The sequence below is a fragment of the Cyanobium sp. Cruz CV13-4-11 genome, assembly GCF_024346055.1.
Classification (GTDB): domain Bacteria; phylum Cyanobacteriota; class Cyanobacteriia; order PCC-6307; family Cyanobiaceae; genus Cyanobium.
Genome location: NZ_JAGQCH010000001.1, coordinates 269,738 through 288,094, shown reverse-complemented (window position 1 = coordinate 288,094; position 18,357 = coordinate 269,738). Strand labels below are relative to the sequence as shown.

Here is an 18,357-nt window from a genome sequence, read left to right as displayed (position 1 = left end):
GCTCTGGTGGATTCAGCGCAGGGCGATGCTCTTGGCGCCTTCCTTGATATGAACCGTATCGGTGAAGCGGGCGCTGCGGTCGAGGGAGCTGATGATCAGGCTGCTGGTGCGGGTGCAGTCGGCCTCGAACACGACGCCCTTGAACAGCAGGCCGGGGGTGATGCCGCTGCCGGCGAAGACCACGTTCTCACCGGAGGCCAGCTCCTCGGCCTCGTACACCTTGTCGACGTCGGTGATGCCCATCTCGTTGAGGCGGGCGATGTTGCCCTCCTTGGTGTAATCGGCCCACTCGCTGGTCTGGGCGACGGCGGGGTCGTACACCAGCTGGCCCTGGAAGTGGCCGCCGAGGCAGCGCAGGGCGGCGGCGGAGATCACACCCTCGGGGGCGGCGCCGATGCCCATCAGGCAATGGGTGCCGGTGCCGGCGAAGCCGCAGGCGATGGCGGCCTGCACGTCGCCGTCACTGATCGGCTTGACCCGGGCGCCGGTGGCGCGGATCTCGGCGATCAGGCCCTTGTGGCGGGCGCGGTCCATCACCACGATCACCAGGTCGCTGGCGGGGATGCCGAGGCACTCGCTCAGGATGGCGATGTTCTCGGTGGCGCTCTTGCGGATGTCCACCTTGCCCTTGGCGGCCGGCGGCGCCGCCAGTTTCTTCATGTAGAAGTCGGGGGCGTAGAAGAGGCCACCGCGGTCGCTGGCGGCCAGCACAGCCATCGAGCCGTCCTGGGCATTGGCGCAGAGGTTGGTGCCTTCGCAGGGATCGACGGCGAAATCGACGCCGGGGCCGGTGCCGCTTCCCACTTCCTCACCGATGTAAAGCATGGGGGCCTCGTCCCGCTCGCCCTCGCCGATGACGATCCGGCCCTGCATGGCGATGCTGCCCATGCGGGTGCGCATCGCCTCCACGGCAGCGGCATCAGCTTCGTCCTTCTTGCCGAGCCCTGTCAGGCGGGCAGAGGCGATGGCGGCCTGCTCGACGACTTCGAGCAGTTCCTGGATGAGAGTGCGATCCACAACGGTCCGGCGGGGGGAGGGGCCTCAACGAGGGGCCGGCACGCCGGAGGCGGACCGCAGGCAAAGCGGGGAAAGAACCAGCCGCTGCAAGGCCTCTCGGAATCGAAGCGGGGCCATCGTATCAGCGCGCCCGGGACCCCCCGGGAGCCCCACGCTGGGCCGCTCCTTACAATCCCTTCATTCTTCCGCTGCGGTGGCCGTCCATGAGCACCAAGCCTCTGGTGATCTCCCCGTCGATCCTCTCGGCCGACTTCTCCCGCCTCGGTGACGACGTGCGGGCCGTGGACGCCGCCGGTGCCGACTGGATCCATGTGGACGTGATGGATGGCCGCTTCGTGCCCAACATCACCATCGGGCCGTTGATCGTCGAGGCCCTGCGGCCGGTGACGACCAAGCCCCTGGACGTGCACCTGATGATCGTCGAGCCCGAACGGTATGTGGCTGATTTCGCCAAGGCCGGCGCCGACATCATCAGCGTCCAGGTTGAGGCCTGCCCCCACCTGCACCGCAACCTGAGCCAGATCAAGGACCTGGGCAAGATGGCTGGCGCCGTGCTCAACCCCAGCACCCCTCTCGACACCCTCGAGTACTGCCTGGAGCTCTGTGATCTGGTGCTGATCATGAGCGTCAACCCCGGCTTCGGCGGCCAGAGCTTCATCCCCTCCCAGGTGGAGAAGATCCGCCAGCTGCGTCGCCTCTGTGACGAGCGCGGCCTGGATCCCTGGATCGAAGTGGACGGCGGCGTCAAAGGAAGCAACGCCTGGCAGGTGATCGAGGCGGGTGCCAACGCGATCGTCAGCGGCTCGGGGGTCTTCGGCCACGCCGACTACGCCGAGGCCATCACCGGCATCCGCAACAGCCGCCGCCCCGAACCTGCCCTGGTCTGAACCACCCCCGTTGGCGGGCCCAGACCCTCAGGGCAACGGGCCTGCCAGGGCTCTGGGTCCGTAGAAGCGAGGCAACGGGTAAGGAAGGGGTCCGAAGCGGGCAAAGGCCAGCCGCAGCGCCGGCCTCCCAGCGCGAAGGATCTCCACGCTGCCCAGGGACTCCACGGTCCCCATCCAGGGCACCCAGGAGTCCGGAACCAGAGGCTTGCCAGGCTCTTCAAGCCCGAAAACCACGCCGCTCCGGCCCCGGAAGCCGTCGGCCGGCTGCCACCAGGCAAAGCCCCTGGCATCGGGGTTGAAGGTTGTGAAAGCCACCCCATGGCTGCGACCCAGGGCAAGGGACAGGAAACCCGGCAGGTCGTAGCGATTGGCGGCAATGAGCTCGGCCTCCTGGAGGGCCTTCCACAGGTCAGGGTGGCGTTGCAGATCCCGGCGCAGGCTGTCCGGCGGCATCAGCTGCGTCGACGTGTCCAGACCGGCCGGCAACCAATGATCGAACACCCCCCAGCGCACCTGGGTCGCCAGGGTCAGCAGCAACGGCGGCAGCACCACGGCCGTGCCCCAGCCGCCCGCAACGATCCAGGGGCGCAGCCTGGGCCGTTGCACGCCGGCCAGCCAGTCAGCGGCCAGGGGCAGCAGCAGCCACCAGGCCGGCACCAGCCAGCTGGCGAGCACATGCATCCGTCCGGTAAGGGCCACGAACACCACCAGCTGCGGAAGCACCAGCCAGCGCAGCAGCTGCCTGGCCGCGACGGCCCGGTCCCGGCCTGATCGGGGCAACAGAGCCAGCAGCAGAACGATGCCGAGCGTCGGGAACAGCAGCACCAGCTGGGAGAGCAGAAACAAGGGAGGGGCGGCCAGCGCATAACCGAGCCCGGCATCGGTCCGGCCTCCCTGGAACAGAAAGGAGACCCAGCCATGGTTCATGTTCCAGAGCCACAGAGGCGCCGACACGATCAGCCAGACCAGCCACCCCAAGGCGGGCCAGGGGCTGCGGTACAGGGCCTGCCGATGGGCAGATCCAAGGCACCATCCCAGCAGCGAGAGCAGCACCAGAAAGGCGTGGTACTTCCCCAGGGTGACAAGGCCCAGAATCAAGCCAAGGCCGATGGCCTCCCCCGGCGTGCCGGGAATCACCTTCGGGTGCCGGGATAACCACCAGAGCAGGACGGCCAGGGCCAGCAGCAGGGGACTGTCCGGCAGCAGCAGCACGCCTCCGCAAAGCAGCAGGAGTGGACAGAAGCTGCCCAGCAGGGCAGCCAGCAGAGCAGCCCGCTGGCCGAACCACCGCTTCGTCGCCTCGGCCAGCAGGGCGAGGGCGAGGGTGTAGCTCAGCAGGGAGGGGATCCTCAGGGCGAGGACCGATCCCCCCAAGCGCTGGCCTGCCCAGGCCCAGAGCCCCACCGCGGCGGGATGGTCGAAGTAGCTCAGGGCCGGATGCTGGCCGTAGAACGTGTAGTAGGCCTCGTCGTAGCCCGGCGGCAGGATGGCGGAGATTGCCAACCTCAAGGCCAGCCCTGCCAGGAGGACCAGGGGGATCCGGAACCGCGGTTCCGGAAACGCCCAACGCCAGGCAGGCCCCGTTTCAGTCACCCAGGAACCAGCCGTAACTGTGCAGGCCGATGCCCAGCAGATTCACGCCGATATAGCAGACGGCGATCACCACCAGGCCAGCGGAGGCCACGATCGCCGGACGGCGTCCCTGCCAGCCGCGGATCAGGCGGGTGTGCAGGTAGGCGGCATAGACCAGCCAGCAGATCAGGGCCCAGGTTTCCTTGGGATCCCAGCTCCACCAGCTGCCCCAGGCTTCATTTGCCCAGACCGCTCCGCTCACCAGGCCCACGGAGAGCAGCAGAAAACCCACCGTGATCGTGCGGTAGCTGAGGCTGTCGAGCTGTTCGCTGATGCGGAAGCTGCTGCTGCTCAGGGCCATGGCACCAGGTCCGTCGCTGGCCAGCTGGGCCTGGCGGTAGCCACCGCTGCCGATTGAGCTGCCGCGCAGCTCCAGATCCTGGTTGCGGTCGACGAACAGCACGGCCACCGACAGCAGGGAGCCCACCAGCAGGGCGGCATAGCTGACCATGATCACGCTGACGTGCATCACCAGCCAGCTGGAGCGCAACGCCGGCACCAGGGGCGAGGCCTCCTGAAGGCGATCGGGCAGAGCGAAGCTGGCGAAGGCGACGCAGCCCAGGCCCATCGGCGTGGCCGCCGCCGCCACCAGGGGGTTGGGCCAGCTGCGCTCCACCAGCAGCTGGGTGAGGGTGCAGGCCCAGGCCAGGAAACAGAGCGATTCGTAGAGGTTGCTGATCGGGAAGTGGCCCGATTCCCACCAACGCAACACCAGCTGGGCCGTGAGGCAGAGGTTGGCGGAGGCCACCAGGATTCTCACCACCGGGTTGCTGTGGCCGCCGCTGACGGACCAGAAGGCGATGGGCAGGACCAGCAGCAGCAGGGCGAAGGCCGCCAGACCAAGACCGATGACCGGATCGTTCACCAAGGAGCGCAGCGAAACCGATCCACTCTGCCGTGTCGTCCGGCGGCCGGGGGCCTCAGCGGCTGGCCTGTCGCAGCAACCAGAGACCGCCGGCCAGACCGATGAACACGGGCAACCAGGCTGCTATGAAGGGCATCAGGGTGCCGGTGATGCCCAGGGAGCTGAAGATGAAGGACATCAGGTAGTAGCCGAAAATCAGCAGCACACTGATGCCGAAACCCTGGCTACGGCTGGTGCGCGAGTTGGGGCGGACCCCCAGGCTGCTGCCGATCAGCCCGAACACCAGACAGATGGCCGGGAAGGCGATTTTCTCCTGGATGCGCACGCGAAGCCGCCGCGCCTCCTTGGTGTTGTTGGCTTCCAGCAGCAGCCTTTCAGCCGTGAGCGCCTGGCCCACGGTCATGGTGCTGGCATCGGTGGGCAGCTGGGCCACTTCGATCGGATCACGGGTGAAGGGGTAGAGATAGCGATCGAAGCTGGCGGAAGTGGTGGTGCCGCTGGCCACATCAATGTTGGTGATGCGGCCATTGGTGAATTCCCACATCCCCTTGTCTTCATTCCACTTGCCGATCAGTGCCGTCAGCATCTGGCGGTACCCTTCACGACTGAAGTCGAGCAATGTCACATCAAACATCACACCCTTAATGAACTTACGGGCAAAAAAGATGTGGCTCAGCACTTTGACCGAATCGCCATTCGGCAACTTGGCGTCGCTGAAGCGGGAGTAGAGGGCGTTGTCGCTCTGCTCGGTGGCGATGGCCTTGCCCAGGGCCCGCTCCAGGCTGTTGGTGGCCTCAAGGTTCGCCCGGGGCACGATCGCGTCGTTGAACACGAAGGTGAGCAGGGTCATCACCAGGGCCAGGGCCATGGCCGGCAGCACCATGCGCCGTGTGCTCACGCCCACGCTGCGCAGGGCGGTCAGCTCGCTGCTCCCCGACAGGCGGCTGTAGGCCAGCAGGGTGGCCATCAGGGTGGCCATCGGAAACGAGAGCACCAGGAAGGAGGGCAGCCGCAGCAACAGCACCTTCACCGCCGCCAGCACCGGCAGGCCGGATTCCGCGACCCGTCGCACCAGCTCGAACACGGCCCCCACCGACAGGGAGACGGCGGTGAAGGCGGCGATGCCGAACAGCAGGGGGCCGAGAAGCTCCTGCAGCAACCAGCGATCCAGCAGGGGCAAATCCCGCCAGCGCGGGGTTCGCTGCCAGTCCCGCAGCCGCTCGCGGCTGGGCAACTGCAGCCAGGTGGGGCGCTTTTCCAGCAGAGCTCCCTTCAAAGCTGAAAGCCCTCGCCGAGGTAGTGACGCCGCACCAAAGGATCGTTGGCCACCGACAGGGAAGGACCGGACGCCAGAATCCTGCCATCGGCAAGGATGTAGGCCCGGTCCGTGATCGCCAGGGTCTCCCTCACGTTGTGGTCGGTGATCAGCACCCCCATCCGACGATGGCGCAGGGTGTCGATCAGGGCCTGGAGGTCGGCCACGGCCATGGGATCCACCCCGGCGAAGGGTTCATCGAGCAGCAGGTAGCGGGGACCCTTGTTCCCCACCGCCAGGGCCCTGGCCACCTCGCACCGGCGCCGTTCGCCACCGGAGAGCTGGTAGCCGGGGCGGTGCTGAAAGCTGCCCAGATGGAAGTCGGCGATCAGCTCATCGAGCCGCTGGCGACGCCCGGCCGGATCCGAGCCGCTCTCCTGGAGGGCCAGCATCAGGTTGTCGCGAACGCTGAGCTGGCGGAACACACTCGCCTCCTGGGGGAGGTAGCCGATGCCCAGCCTGGCGCGGCGGGGCATCGGCAGATGGGTGACGGACTCCCCATCGAGCAGCACCTCGCCGCAGTCGGGCCTGAGCAGCCCGGTGATCAGGTTGAAGGTGGTCGTCTTGCCGGCCCCGTTCGGGCCCAGGAGCCCCACCACCTCACCGGGATGGAGATCCAGGCTCACATCGCTCACCAGGGAACGTCCTGCGAGGGTGATGGCCACCCTCTCCAGTACCAGGCTCACGGCTTGGAGATGGCAGGCTTGGCCTGGGCAGGCTTGGCGCTGCCCTGCTGCTGCAGACGGAACTTGCTGAAGACCTGTTTGCCGGCCGGCGGTTCCGCCACCATGCGTTCGCTGTCCAGCAGATACACCAGCCGCTCGGCCCGCAGGCGCTGGCCGTCCGTGTCGATCACGTCGACGTCGCCGGTGAGCACCAGGCGCCCTTCATTGCTGAAGTACTGGGCCTGGCGCGAGGTGGCCGTCATGCCGCGGTCGGCGTAGACGATGCGCACATTGCCCGTGGCGGTGACGATGCCGTTCTGGTTGTCAGCCTGCTGCTGGTCGGATTCGATCGTGACCATGCCCGTGGCGGCTGCTTTCGTCCTGGGGGCCTGGGCCGTGTCTGCTGGTGCCTGGGCCGCGACAGGACGCGTCGGAATCACCTGCAGGGCCGCGGCGGCGAGCCCCGCGGCGAGCACGAACAACAGGGGGCGAGGGGGCAGGGTCAAGGTGAAAACGTTAAGGCCTTGAGTGTGCTCAATGTACCGGCGACGTGCCCACGGCTCGCGCCAGTTCCAGGCGCGGCAGGGGCAGGGACCGCACATCGCCTTGCTGCTGCAGGGCGCTGAGGCGTTCGGCAGCCAGCTGGCGCAGGGGGGCCAGGGCCAGGCCGAGGGCGTCGTCGTCGCAGCGGCGCAGCCGTCCGAGACCCTCCCCCATCAGCACCGTGGCGCCCCGCCGGTTGTCCCTCTCCAGGTGGAGTTCAGCCACGGCGATCTGCAGCAGGCCCTGCAGGACCGGTCGCATGGGCCCCTGGGTCTCGTGCCACAAAGCCTCGAAGCCATCGTGGCAGGCGTACCAATCGGCGGCATTGAAGTCCGCCACCGCCTGCCGCAGGCGTGGGTCGGTCTGCAGCAGGGTTTCCTCATCAACGGGGCCAGGGCCGCCGCTCAACGCTTGGCGGGCTTCTTCACCGCCAGCTTGCGCAGCCGGATCGACTCGGGCGTGACCTCCAGCATCTCGTCGGGACCGATGTATTCCAGGGCCCGCTCCAGGGTCATCTGGATGGGGGACTGCAGGGTGTCGAGGACTTCGGCACCGGCTGAGCGGATGTTGGTGACCTGTTTGGCCTTGCAGACGTTCAGTTCCAGATCGGGCGGACGGTTGTGCTCGCCGACGATCATCCCCTTGTACACCTTGGTGCCGGGGGTGATGAAGAACTGGCCCCGGTCTTCGGCGCCCTTGAGGGCATAGAAGGTGGCGGTGCCCTCCTCGAAAGCGATCAGAACGCCATTGCGGCGAGCGTCGAAGTCCCCCTGCATGGGGCGGTAATCGAGGAAGGAGTGGCTCATGATGCCTTCGCCGCGGCTGGCGCGGATGAACTCACCCCGGAAGCCGATCAGGCCCCGGGACGGCACCACGAACTCCAGCTGGGTGCGCCCATCACTGGTGGCCTCCATGTTCTGCATTTCGCCCTTGCGGGTGCCCAGCTTCTCGATGCAGCTGCCCACCGCCTCCTCGGGCACATCCATCACCAGGGTTTCGAACGGTTCGTGGGGCGTGCCGTCGATGGTGCGGAAAATCACCTGGGGCTGGGACACCTGGAACTCGAAGCCCTCACGACGCATCGTCTCGATGAGGATGCCCAGGTGCAGCTCACCCCGTCCGCAGACGGAGAAGCGGTCGGGGGAGTCGGTGTCCTCGACCCGCAGGGCCACGTTGGTGAGCAGTTCCCGCTGCAGGCGATCGCGCAGCTGACGGCTGGTGACGAACTTGCCCTCCTTGCCGGCGAACGGCGAATCGTTGACGACGAAGGTCATCTGCAGGGTGGGTTCGTCCACCTTGATCAGCGGCAGGGCCTCGGGGTGATCGGGACAGGCGATCGTCTCGCCGATGTTGACCTCGTCGAAACCGGCCACGGCCACCAGATCTCCGGCCCGGGCCTCGGGGATCTCCACCCGCTGCAGACCCTGGAAGCCGAGCAGCTTGCTGATACGGCCGCGCTTGATGCTGCCGTCATCGCGGATCAGGGCGACGCTCTGACCACCGACGATGGTGCCGTTGTGCACCCGGCCGATCATGATCCGGCCGAGGAAATCGGAATAATCGAGGGTGGTTACCTGCAACTGCAGGGGTTTGGTGGGATCCCCCACCGGCGGCGGAACGTGCCGCAGGATGGCATCGAACAGCGGCTTCATGTTGTCGCTTTCGGTGGCCATGTCGGGCTTGGCATACCCAGCCATGCCGCTACCGAACAGGTAGGTGAAATCGCACTGGTCGTCGTCGGCACCGAGCTCAAGGAACAGGTCCAGAACCTTGTCCACAGCCTGCTCGGGGTCGACCCTGGCCCGGTCAATCTTGTTGACGAAGACGATCGGCCGCAGCCCCTTTTCCAGGGCCTTCTTGAGCACGAAACGGGTCTGGGGCATGGGGCCTTCGTTGGCGTCTACGATCAGCAGACAGCCGTCGACCATGCCGAGCACCCGCTCCACTTCACCGCCGAAATCGGAGTGACCGGGGGTGTCGACGATGTTGATGCGAATGCCGTTGTAATCAACAGCGGTGTTCTTGGAGAGAATCGTGATCCCCCTCTCCCGCTCCAGATCGTTGGAATCCATCACGCACGTGGGCACCGCTTCGCCTTCGCGGAAGATGCCGGACTGCTCGAGGAGGGCATCCACCAGAGTGGTCTTGCCGTGGTCGACGTGGGCAATGATCGCGATATTGCGTATCGGGGCGCCTTTGATCTCGCCGCTCATGGGGATGTCGTCCTGTGAAGGTAAGGGAAAGGATTCAACGGAATCGAATCGACGCTGGTCGTTTCCAGGGAAACGAGACGTTGATGGCGAGACGAAGAAGGCATGTCGCTGCCAACGAGCCTGAAAGAGGGACCGCTGAAAACGGGCCACTGATGATGGGGCCAACCGGCGCTCTGACGCTTCGTCAGGGTTTTCGGTGAAACCCTGCCGCGCCGGCCCGATTGGACATGTGGCGAACGTTGAAGCGAATCTTTATCCTACTCCCACCCCCTCCAGGCACACAGGCGACGGGTCTCCGAACCCTGCGCCTCAGCGGGCCAGCCGCTGGGCCGGCTCAAACATCTCCAGGGCTTCGGTGGATCCTTCGAAGCGCCAGTGCCAGGGTTCATAGATCACCCCCTGGCGGTTGCCCTTGGGAAAGGAGCGCACGAAGTGAAAGCGGGCGGCATGACGATCCAGCCAGCGGTAGGCGTCGGTGCTCTCGAAGCTCTCCATCAGATTGGAAGCCGGCAGACGGCTGTCGCCCAGGTCGACCGCATAGCCCGTGCTGTGCTCTGAGAAGCCCGGTGGGGCGCTCACCCGGGCCCGATCAGCGGAGGTCTGGTTGCGCTCGGCCTTGACATCAAAGAACAGCTGCTTCTGCAGCTCAACGCCGCGATAGGCGCTGAGGACGGTGAGGCTGATGCCGTCCGCCTCAGCCGCAGTCCGCATGGCCTCCAGGGCACGGGCCGCCTCCGGTTGCAACAGCAGACCCGGGGCGATCGCCACCAGTTCCTCGGGCCTGGCTTCGGGGTAGGGGAAATGGCCAAGCAAGCGCCCATCTGGCCCGAGCCGGGCGGCCAGACCCGCCACGGGGACGGGGGTGATCAGGGGGCGCAGCGGCCCGATCAGCAGCAGCACGGCGCCACCGGCCAGCAGGGCGCCGCTAAGCAGGACCTGGGCCAGACGCTTGGGGAGGGAGGGCTGCCGGCGGGGACGGGGCGTGGTGCGCCTGGCCAGCGGGACGTCATCGTCGAGGGGCATCACCGAGTGGCATCACCGAGGTGTTGGGCGGACACTCCCACAGCTGCAAGCCTCAACAAATCTTAGGCGGGGGGCATTTCTGTGGTTTTTCTACCGGGCGGTTACCCGCATGGCGGTGTTAGCTTCCACCCGACATCCCAATGGCAGAGCAGGTTTCAAGATGTTGCGAGTGGCAGTCGTGGGCGGCGGCCCCAGCGGTTCCTGTGCTGCGGAAGTTCTCGCCAAGGCAGGCATCCAGACCTGGCTGTTCGAGCGCAAGCTCGACAATGCCAAACCCTGTGGCGGCGCGATCCCCCTCTGCATGGTGGAGGAGTTCGATCTGCCCGAATCCATCATCGACCGCAAGGTGCGGAACATGCGGATGATCTCCCCCTCCAACAGGGAGGTGGACATCCACCTGGAGAACAGCAACGAGTACATCGGCATGTGCCGTCGGGAAGTGCTCGACGGTTACCTGCGTAACAGGGCCGCCGAACTGGGTGCCCACCTGGTCAACGGCCTGGTGCAAAGCATCGACACCGGTAGCCATCGCCAGGGCCCGTACACCCTCCACTACGCCGATTATTCCTCCGGCGGCCCCACTGGCGAGCTGAAGACCCTCGAGGTGGACCTGATCGTCGGGGCCGACGGCGCCAACAGCCGGGTGGCCAAGGCCATGGATGCGGGCGATTACAACGTGGCCATCGCCTTCCAGGAGCGCATCCGCCTGCCCGCCGAGGAGATGGCCTACTACGAGGATCTGGCCGAGATGTACGTCGGCACCGATGTCTCGCCTGATTTCTACGCCTGGGTCTTCCCCAAGTACGACCACGTGGCCGTGGGCACCGGCACGATGCAGGCCAACCAGTCGCTGATCAAGGGCCTCCAGAAGGGCATTCGCGCCCGGGCCAGCCGCCGGCTGCTGCGCGGCGAGGTGATCAAGGTGGAAGCGCACCCGATTCCCGAACATCCCCGCCCCCGGCGGGTGGTGGGTCGCATGGCCCTGGTGGGCGATGCGGCCGGTTACGTCACCAAGAGCTCCGGCGAAGGCATCTATTTCGCTGCCAAGAGTGGCCGCATGTGCGCCGAGGAGATCGTGGCCGCCAGCGCCGGTGGAACAAAGATCCCCACCGAGAAGGACCTGAAGGTGTACATCCGCAAGTGGGACCGCAAGTACGGCGCCACCTACAAGGTGCTGGAACTGCTGCAGAACATCTTCTACAGCAACGATGCCGCCCGCGAAGCGTTCGTCGAGATGTGCGATGACAAGGACGTCCAGCGCCTCACCTTCGACAGCTACCTCTACAAGCGGGTGGTGGCGATGAACCCCTGGCAGCAGATCAAGCTGACCGTTCTCACCCTTGGTGCGGTGCTGCGCGGCCAGGCCCTCGCCCCGGCCGGCTACAAGCCGGTGCCCAGTGCCGTGCGTTCAGCCGAGGAGGCGGAAGCGATTTTCCTGGCCGCAGAGCCGCGTTCCTCGATGAAGCCTGCGGGCGTTCATGCCGCCACGGCACCCGCCGATCCCCAGGCCGGCAGCGATTCCGCCAAGGAACCGGAACTGGTGGCCAAGTGATGGCGTCCTCAGGCCGACCCTTCGGGTCGGTCTGAGGACGCCTCAAGCCGACTCACCAGGAGCTTGTCGACCCGGTTGCCATCCATGTCGACCACCTCGATGCGGAGGTCTTCCCATTCGAAGACCTCACCGGAACTGGGAATGTGCTCGAGATGGTGCATCACGAAGCCACCCAGGGTCTGGTAGCCCCCGCGGACTTCCTCCGGCAGGTGTCCTTTGCGAACCAGATCCTTGAAGTCGGCGATATCGAGGGCACCGTCGAGGAGCCAGGATCCATCCTGGCGAACGACGACCATCGGGTCCTCCTGATCCCTGGCGGCGGAAAGATCGCCGACGATCGCCGCCATCATGTCGTTGAGGGTCACCAGTCCCTCAATGCCGCCGAACTCATCGGTCACCAGGGCGATGTGAACCCCGCTGGTTCTGAATTGCTCAATCAGCTTCAGGGCCCTGGTGCTCTCGCCCACGTAGAGCGGTGGCTGCAGCAAGGCTTCGATGTCGCGCGGGCCCTCGCCCAGCTGGGCGGCCAGAAAGGTACGGCCACGCACCACGCCCACACAGGCATCGAGGCTGTCGCGCGCCACCGGAAACAGGGAGTGACTCTCCGCCATCACCTGCTCCAGATGGGACTGGGGAGACTCAGAGAGATCCAGCCAGCAGATGTCGGTGCGGGGGGTCATGATCGCCTTGACGGGCCGATCCGCCAGGCGAAACACCCGCTCGACCATGGCGTGCTCAGCCACGTCGAACAGGCCTGATTCCGTACCCCTGCGCAGCAGGGTTCTGATCTCGTCTTCAGTGATCTCCGGCTCGCCACGCTCGCCGATGCCCATCAGGCTGAGCAGCCGATCGGTGGAGGAGCCCAGCAGGTGGGCCAGGGGGGCCATCCAGCGCGACAGCCGCCGCATGGCTGGCGCCACGAGGCAGGCGATGCGCTCCGGGTCATTCAGGGCGATGCGCTTGGGCACCAGCTCCCCCAGCACCAGAGAAAGAAATGTGATCACGGTGACCACGAGTCCCAGGGACAGGGGATCGGCCCAGGCCCGCAGCGGCGGAATGGCCTGCAGGAACGGCCGCAGCGCCTCGGCCACCCGTGAGCCGCCCAGGGCGCCACTGAGGATGCCGATCAATGTGATGCCGATCTGCACCGTCGAGAGAAAATCGTTGGGGGATCGGATTAGTTTCAGAGCCACTTCCGCTTTCGGGTCACCAGCTTCAGCCTGGTGCTCAAGGCGCAATCTCCGCGCCGACATCATGGCCAACTCCGAACCAGAAAAGATCCCGTTGATCAGAATCAGAAGGACAATCAGAAAACCATCGAACAGCATCGGCAAGTCCAGTGATGGCCCCTCGGCCAGCGAACGGATGGAAAGGACAAGTTAGGGGACGACGGTTAAAGCCGTCCTGCCAGCCCAACCAGCCAAACCCCCAGCGACCTTCCCCGATGCATTGGCAGCCCCTGGGCCAGCGGAACCGACAGCCTGAGTGGATGGATCAGAGCGGCATCGACGCCGCTGCCCATGGGCAAGCCCTTCAAGGTCTGCGCCGCATCAATGCCGTCAGCGGAGCTGTGGGGTCCCTGTTCACCCCGATCCAGGCACTTTCCTCCGCCCTGAACCACTCCCGTCCTCTGCGGATTCTGGATGTGGCCTGCGGTGGTGGTGACAACACCATCGCCCTGGCGGAACGCTGCCGGAAGCACGGACTGGCCGTTGTGATCGACGGTTGCGACCTGAGCTCCCAGGCTGTGGCCATGGCCAGCCGCCATGCCGCCGGCAGCTCCTCGGGCGGAACCTTCTTCCAGGCCGACGTGCTGGTGGATCCCCTGCCGGTGGATTACGACGTCATGGTCTGCAGTCTGTTTCTGCACCATCTGGATGACGCTGACGCCGTCGAACTGCTCCGCCGCCTGGGCCTGCGCTGCCGCCATCTGCTGCTGGTGAACGACCTGATCCGCAGTCCCCTGGGCTATGGACTGGCCTGGGTGGGTTGTCGCCTGCTGAGCCGCTCACCCATCGTGCATTTCGATGGCCCCGTTTCGGTGCAGGGGGCCTTCCGGATGGACGAAGCCTTGGATCTGGCGGCCCGGGCCGGCCTCGACGGCGCCACCATCCGGCGCAGCTGGCCCGAGCGCTTCCTGCTCAGCTGGCACCGTCCTGTCGGGGCGCTGGAGGCCCCATGACGTCTCCGGAGTGGGATGTGATCGTGATCGGGGCCGGGCCCGCCGGTGCCCTGGCGGCCCACCAGCTGGCGACGCACCAGCTGCGGGTTCTGCTGGTGGACAAACGGACCCTTCCCCGCTGGAAGGTCTGCGGCACCTGTCTGAACGGGGTGGCCCTCGGGGCACTGGCGCAGGCCGGCCTCTCTGACCTGGTGGACCGCCTCGGCGGTGTGCCCCTGGTGCGGTTGCGTCTGGGCCTGCAGCACCATCAGTCGGAACTGGCACTTCCCCTGGGCCGCTCCCTCTCCCGGAGCTGTCTCGATCTGGCCCTGGGCGAGGCCGCGGTCGTGGCAGGGGCGGTGGTCCGGATGGACACCGAGGCCACGGTGGCTGGCCCCTGCCCTGGCGGCCGGCAGGTGCAGCTGCGCAGCATCGACGCGCCTGCCACCACCAGCGCCCGGGTGGTGCTGGTGGCCACCGGGCTGGGCAGCCCGGGGCTGACCCCTGCCATCCCGATCCGAAAGCAGGTCCAGGCCCATTCCAGGGTCGGTGCCGGCTGCCGCGTGCAGGCCGGGCCCAGCGGCTATGGCCCGGGCACCATCCACATGGCGATCGGCCGGCACGGCTATGTCGGGCTGGTGCGCACCGAAGCCGGCGACCTCAACTTGGCGGCGGCCTTCGACCGGGCCCATCTGATCGAGGCGGGAGGAGCGGCGCTCGCCGCCGCGGGCGTGCTGGCGGAGGCCGGGTTCGAGCCTGTCCCCGAGGCCGCCGCTGCCGCCTGGCTGGCCACCCCAGCCCTCACCGGCCGCCAGTGGCCGCCGGCATCCGAGCGACTGCTGCTGCTCGGGGACGCCGCCGGTTACGTCGAACCGTTCACGGGTGAGGGCATGGGTTGGGCCCTGCTGGGGGCCCTGGCGGTGGTGCCGTTGGTGCTGCAGGGCCAAGGCCAGTGGAGCCGGGAGCTGGAGCGGCAATGGGTGCACCGCCACGGGCAGCTGATCGGATCCCGCCAGCGCCTCTGCCATGGCCTGGCCTTCGCCCTGCGCCGTCCTGGCCTCAGCCGCTGGCTACTGGCGGCGGTGGAGCGCTGGCCGGTCCTGGCCGCCCCCTTCCTGCATCCCTCTGCTGCCACCAGCCTGTTTCCGCCGCTCCCCGAACCATGTCCCTGACCATCCAGGGCCTGGGAACGGCCCTGCCCCCCGAGCGCATCACCCAGGGCGATGCCGCCGCCATCGCAGCCGGGGTGGCCCTGCCCCAGCAGACCCCCTCGCCAGGCCAGCGCCGACTGCTGCAGACCCTGCACCGCCGCTCGGGCGTCGCCAGCCGCCACAGCGTGCTGCTCCAGCCCGCCGGCAGCGACCCCAGGCAGACGTTCTTCGGAGCGACCAGCCCCGGCACCGGCGAGCGGATGCGCCGCTATGCCCGCGAAGCACCGGCCCTGGCCCTGAGCGCCGTCCAGGCGGCCCTGGCCCAGGCCCAGGTGCCTGCCGAACGGATCACCCATCTGATCACGGTGTCCTGCAGCGGCTTCCATGCCCCCGGCGTGGATCTCGCCCTGATGGCCGCCCTGCCGTTGGACGCCGGCGTGGCCCGGACCCATGTGGGATTCATGGGCTGCCACGGGGCCCTCAATGGACTGAGGGTCGCCGCCGGGTTCACCGGTGCCGCACCGGAGGCCTGTGTGCTGTTGTGCGCGGTCGAACTCTGCAGCCTCCATCTCCAGTACGGCTGGGATGCCGAGCGAATCGTGGCCAACGCCCTGTTCGCCGATGGGGCCGCTGCTCTGGTGGCCACCGGGGGGCCGCCCGAGGCGGGGGCGCCATCCATCGACCCGCTGGGGCGGCTGATCGCCAGCGGCTCCCTTCTGGTGCCGGCCAGCAGTGAAGCCATGTCCTGGGGGATCGGCGACCACGGCTTCGCCATGGGCCTCTCCCCCCAGGTGCCTGACTTGATCGGCGAGCATCTACGGCCCTGGCTGGAGGGGTGGCTGGCCAGCCACAACCTCAGCCTCGACGCCATCGGCTCCTGGGCCGTACACCCCGGTGGCCCCCGCATCCTCTCGGCGGTCACGAAGGGCCTTGGGCTCGATCCAGGGCTGATCGAACCCTCGCGGTCGGTGCTGCGGGACTACGGCAACATGTCGTCCCCGACCCTGCTGTTCATCCTCGAGCGGCTGCGGGGCAGCGGCGCTGCCGGGCCCTGCCTGGCCATGGCCTTCGGACCCGGCCTGTGCATCGAGGTGGCCCTGCTGGCGTGATCAAGCCCCCAGCCGGGCGAAGTCGGCCAGTACGGCGGCCTGGTTGCGCAGCACGGCCAGCAGCCGCAGTCGGTTGCGGCGCACCTCGGGCTCGTCGCACATCACCATGACGCTGTCGTCGCCATCGAAGAAGGCGGCCAGGGTGGCGCCGCTCTCCCCCAGCAGGCGGGCGAGGGGGTCGTAGCGGGCCGTGCCGCTGGCGGCGGCATGCACCGCCAACCGCTCCAGCACCGCCAGGACGGCGGCCTCACTGGGCGAGGCAAAGAGGGCCGGATCCACCACCCCGGCGGGGCTGAGCAGGTCGGCGGCCAGATCGGCCTGTTCGGCCAGCCTGGAGGCCCGTTGCACCACCGCCTGCACCAGGGGCAGGCGCTGCTCCGTCCGCAGGCGCCGCAGCAGCTCCACCCGGGCCCGGGCATCGGCCGGGTCCCGCAACAGCCGCTCCAGGGACACGCTCTCTCCGGCCACGGCCTGGACCAGATCGGCGCTGGAGCCCTCCTCCTCCAGCAGGCTGGCGAGGCGCTGACGCAGGAACTCGTGCAGGTCGGCCGCCAGGGCGGCAGGCTGGATGGCCAGGGCGGGCAACAGCCCCTGCCAGTGGGCCGTCGCTTCAGCGATCAGCGCCACCAGATCCAGCGACCAGCCCCGATCCCAGAGGATCTGCAGCAGGCCATTGCCGGCACGGCGCAGGGCATAGGGATCGGAGGAACCGCTGGGCCGCTCGCCCCTGGCGAAGATGCTGAGCAGCAGCTCCAGGCGCTCGGCCAGGGCAAGCAGGGCACCCGCCTCCGACCCCGGCAGGGCATCGCCCGCCCCGCGGGGCTGGTAATGCTCCAGCACCGCCAGGGCCACGGCGCGGGTTTCCCCTTCCGCCAGCAGGTACTTGGCCCCCATCACCCCCTGCAGCTCGGGGAATTCCCCCACCATCTGGCTGACCAGGTCGTGCTTGCAGAGGGGTGCGGCCCGACGGGCGGCGCTGGCGGCTTCCTCGCCGATCTCCAGGCTGCGGCAGAGCAGCTCCGCCAGCCAGGCCAGGCGCCGGCTGCGATCGGCCAGGCTGCCCAGCCCTTCGGCAAAGGTGACCCGGTCGAGGGCCTCAACACGCTCGGCGCTGCTCTGGCGGCGATCCGCCGCCAGGAAAAAGGCTGCATCCGCCAGCCGTGCCCGCAGCACCCGCTCGTTGCCGCGCTGAATCGTGGCGGCGGCGGCCTCCAGGCCGTTGGAGATGCAGAGGAAGTGGGGCAGCAGCACCCCCTCGGCGACCAGGGCGAGGGGATCGGCCGTGGCCGCCGAGAGGCGCAGGGGCACATAGCGCTGGTGGGATCGCATCACCGTGCTGAGCACCTCCGGCGGCAGGGCCAGGTACGCGGCGTCGATGCTGCCCTCGATCAGGCGGGGGGACTCCACCAGGTCAACCAGCTCGTCGAACAGGGCCTCGGGCAGATCCAGCTCGGCCCCGGCCCGCTGCGCGGCCGCCTCCAGCTCCCGCCGGATCGTCCGTCCCCTGGCCTCCCGGTCGACCTGAACATCGGCGGCCTCCAGGGTCGCGGCGTAGGCCGCGGCGGAGGGGATCATCACCGCGCCTGGATGCAGGCGGTGACCCCGGCTGAGGCGGTCGCTGGCCAGGGGAGGATCCACATCGGTGAGCTGCACCGGAACCACCGCCCCATCCAGCAGGGCCACAAGCCAGCGCAGGGGCCGGCTGAAACGGCCGTCCCCGTCCCCCCAGCGCATGAAGCGGCGCCCCTGCAGGGAGCGGATCCAGCCGGGGATGCAGCCGGCCAGAACCTCCTCGGCGGAGCGACCGGCTTCGGTGGTTCGGGCGAACACAAAGGGGCCTTTGTCCGTGTCGCGGATCTCCAGCGCTTCCGGGGTGCAGCCGCAACGGCGGGCGAAACCCAGGGCGGCCGGGGTGGGCAGACCATCGCGGAAGGCCTGCTTGGCCGGGGGCCCCTTACGGTCTTCGAGCAGATCCTGCTGGCGCTCAGGCAATCCGACGATGGTCACCGCCAGCCTCCGGGGGGTGCCGCTGGTCCTGAGGCTGTCCCAGGACAGGCGGGCCTCCTGCAGATCCCTGGCCACGATCATCTCCAGCTGGGGCTGGGCCAGGCGCACGAAATCGGCCGGCAGTTCCTCGGTTCCGATCTCCAGAAGAAAGGTGGCCATGCGGGGGAGTGGGCAGGACGCGACTGTATGCAAAGGACGGCGATGGCGATCAGCGCCA

Annotated in this window: 16 protein-coding genes; 5 read left to right on the top strand and 11 right to left on the bottom strand. The window is 67.8% G+C overall.

The genetic code is table 11. The annotated features are described in order from the left end of the window. Window positions 1-12: 12 nt before the first annotated feature. The gene (gene glpX, locus KBZ12_RS01540) at window positions 13-1,017 is read right to left on the bottom strand and encodes a class II fructose-bisphosphatase (RefSeq protein ID WP_254955914.1); all 1,005 of its coding nucleotides are present in this window, start codon (window positions 1,015-1,017) and stop codon (window positions 13-15) included. A 203-nt stretch (window positions 1,018-1,220) separates the two neighbouring features. On the opposite strand from glpX, the gene rpe reads away from it, so the two are divergent. Beyond that, the gene (gene rpe / locus KBZ12_RS01535; protein WP_216908574.1) at window positions 1,221-1,904 is read left to right on the top strand and encodes a ribulose-phosphate 3-epimerase; all 684 of its coding nucleotides are present in this window, start codon (window positions 1,221-1,223) and stop codon (window positions 1,902-1,904) included. A 27-nt stretch (window positions 1,905-1,931) separates the two neighbouring features. On the opposite strand, the gene KBZ12_RS01530 is transcribed toward rpe, so the two are convergent. The 8 genes from KBZ12_RS01530 to KBZ12_RS01495 all read right to left on the bottom strand — a co-directional run bounded on the left by KBZ12_RS01530 (window position 1,932) and on the right by KBZ12_RS01495 (window position 10,160). Then, the gene (locus tag KBZ12_RS01530; RefSeq protein WP_254955913.1) at window positions 1,932-3,407 is read right to left on the bottom strand and encodes a glycosyltransferase family 39 protein; all 1,476 of its coding nucleotides are present in this window, start codon (window positions 3,405-3,407) and stop codon (window positions 1,932-1,934) included. Between the two features lie 82 nt (window positions 3,408-3,489). Then, complete coding sequence (gene ccsB, locus KBZ12_RS01525; protein WP_254955912.1) at window positions 3,490-4,401, bottom strand: c-type cytochrome biogenesis protein CcsB; 912 nt, start codon at window positions 4,399-4,401, stop codon at window positions 3,490-3,492. Between the two features lie 55 nt (window positions 4,402-4,456). After that, window positions 4,457-5,677: an LptF/LptG family permease gene (locus tag KBZ12_RS01520; RefSeq protein WP_254955911.1), complete on the bottom strand. Its 1,221-nt coding sequence runs from the start codon at window positions 5,675-5,677 to the stop codon at window positions 4,457-4,459. After that, a complete protein-coding gene (gene lptB, locus KBZ12_RS01515) occupies window positions 5,674-6,402 on the bottom strand; it encodes an LPS export ABC transporter ATP-binding protein (RefSeq protein WP_254955910.1) in 729 nt (242 codons plus the stop codon). Before lptB ends, KBZ12_RS01520 begins: the two co-directional genes overlap by 4 nt. Next, window positions 6,399-6,887 carry an LptA/OstA family protein gene (locus tag KBZ12_RS01510; protein WP_254955909.1) on the bottom strand — a complete coding sequence of 163 codons (489 nt, stop codon included), beginning with the start codon at window positions 6,885-6,887 and terminating at the stop codon, window positions 6,399-6,401. Before KBZ12_RS01510 ends, lptB begins: the two co-directional genes overlap by 4 nt. Before the next feature lie 28 nt (window positions 6,888-6,915). Beyond that, window positions 6,916-7,332, bottom strand: coding sequence for a DUF309 domain-containing protein (locus KBZ12_RS01505; protein ID WP_254955908.1), 417 nt, complete (start codon window positions 7,330-7,332; stop codon window positions 6,916-6,918). Further along, a complete protein-coding gene (gene typA / locus KBZ12_RS01500) occupies window positions 7,329-9,137 on the bottom strand; it encodes a translational GTPase TypA (protein WP_254955906.1) in 1,809 nt (602 codons plus the stop codon). The genes KBZ12_RS01505 and typA overlap by 4 nt, the downstream gene beginning before the upstream one ends. A 309-nt stretch (window positions 9,138-9,446) precedes the next feature. Further along, entirely contained in the window at window positions 9,447-10,160 is a 714-nt protein-coding gene (locus tag KBZ12_RS01495) for a D-alanyl-D-alanine carboxypeptidase family protein (RefSeq protein WP_254955905.1), read from the bottom strand. Between the two features lie 160 nt (window positions 10,161-10,320). On the opposite strand from KBZ12_RS01495, the gene chlP reads away from it, so the two are divergent. Then, on the top strand, window positions 10,321-11,712 hold the full coding sequence (chlP, locus tag KBZ12_RS01490; protein WP_254955904.1) for a geranylgeranyl reductase: 1,392 nt from the start codon (window positions 10,321-10,323) through the stop codon (window positions 11,710-11,712). An 8-nt stretch (window positions 11,713-11,720) separates the two neighbouring features. Here chlP and KBZ12_RS01485 read toward each other — a convergent pair whose 3' ends face one another. Next, window positions 11,721-13,040: a hemolysin family protein gene (locus KBZ12_RS01485; RefSeq protein WP_254955903.1), complete on the bottom strand. Its 1,320-nt coding sequence runs from the start codon at window positions 13,038-13,040 to the stop codon at window positions 11,721-11,723. Window positions 13,041-13,201: 161 nt separating this feature from the next. On the opposite strand from KBZ12_RS01485, the gene KBZ12_RS01480 reads away from it, so the two are divergent. From KBZ12_RS01480 to KBZ12_RS01470, 3 genes are read left to right on the top strand one after another with little or no spacing between them, the layout of a single operon-like run. Beyond that, window positions 13,202-13,894, top strand: coding sequence for a methyltransferase domain-containing protein (locus KBZ12_RS01480; protein ID WP_254955902.1), 693 nt, complete (start codon window positions 13,202-13,204; stop codon window positions 13,892-13,894). Continuing rightward, complete coding sequence (locus KBZ12_RS01475) at window positions 13,891-15,045, top strand: NAD(P)/FAD-dependent oxidoreductase (RefSeq protein WP_254955901.1); 1,155 nt, start codon at window positions 13,891-13,893, stop codon at window positions 15,043-15,045. Before KBZ12_RS01480 ends, KBZ12_RS01475 begins: the two co-directional genes overlap by 4 nt. Further along, the gene (locus KBZ12_RS01470) at window positions 15,036-16,133 is read left to right on the top strand and encodes a type III polyketide synthase (protein ID WP_254955900.1); all 1,098 of its coding nucleotides are present in this window, start codon (window positions 15,036-15,038) and stop codon (window positions 16,131-16,133) included. Before KBZ12_RS01475 ends, KBZ12_RS01470 begins: the two co-directional genes overlap by 10 nt. Here the strand turns inward: KBZ12_RS01470 and glyS are convergent, their stop codons facing one another. Continuing rightward, on the bottom strand, window positions 16,134-18,299 hold the full coding sequence (gene glyS / locus KBZ12_RS01465; protein WP_254955899.1) for a glycine--tRNA ligase subunit beta: 2,166 nt from the start codon (window positions 18,297-18,299) through the stop codon (window positions 16,134-16,136). Window positions 18,300-18,357 lie beyond the last annotated feature (58 nt).

What these genes read in the sequence shown, in the direction of transcription:
- KBZ12_RS01495 (WP_254955905.1), bottom strand. Translation starts at nt 10,160, where the DNA reads ATGCCCCTCGACGATGACGTCCCGCTGGCCAGGCGCACCACGCCCCGT.
- KBZ12_RS01485 (WP_254955903.1), bottom strand. Translation starts at nt 13,040, where the DNA reads ATGCTGTTCGATGGTTTTCTGATTGTCCTTCTGATTCTGATCAACGGG.
- glyS (WP_254955899.1), bottom strand. Translation starts at nt 18,299, where the DNA reads ATGGCCACCTTTCTTCTGGAGATCGGAACCGAGGAACTGCCGGCCGAT.
- rpe (WP_216908574.1), top strand. Translation starts at nt 1,221, where the DNA reads ATGAGCACCAAGCCTCTGGTGATCTCCCCGTCGATCCTCTCGGCCGAC.
- chlP (WP_254955904.1), top strand. Translation starts at nt 10,321, where the DNA reads ATGTTGCGAGTGGCAGTCGTGGGCGGCGGCCCCAGCGGTTCCTGTGCT.
- typA (WP_254955906.1), bottom strand. Translation starts at nt 9,137, where the DNA reads ATGAGCGGCGAGATCAAAGGCGCCCCGATACGCAATATCGCGATCATT.
- KBZ12_RS01475 (WP_254955901.1), top strand. Translation starts at nt 13,891, where the DNA reads ATGACGTCTCCGGAGTGGGATGTGATCGTGATCGGGGCCGGGCCCGCC.
- KBZ12_RS01480 (WP_254955902.1), top strand. Translation starts at nt 13,202, where the DNA reads ATGGATCAGAGCGGCATCGACGCCGCTGCCCATGGGCAAGCCCTTCAA.
- KBZ12_RS01470 (WP_254955900.1), top strand. Translation starts at nt 15,036, where the DNA reads ATGTCCCTGACCATCCAGGGCCTGGGAACGGCCCTGCCCCCCGAGCGC.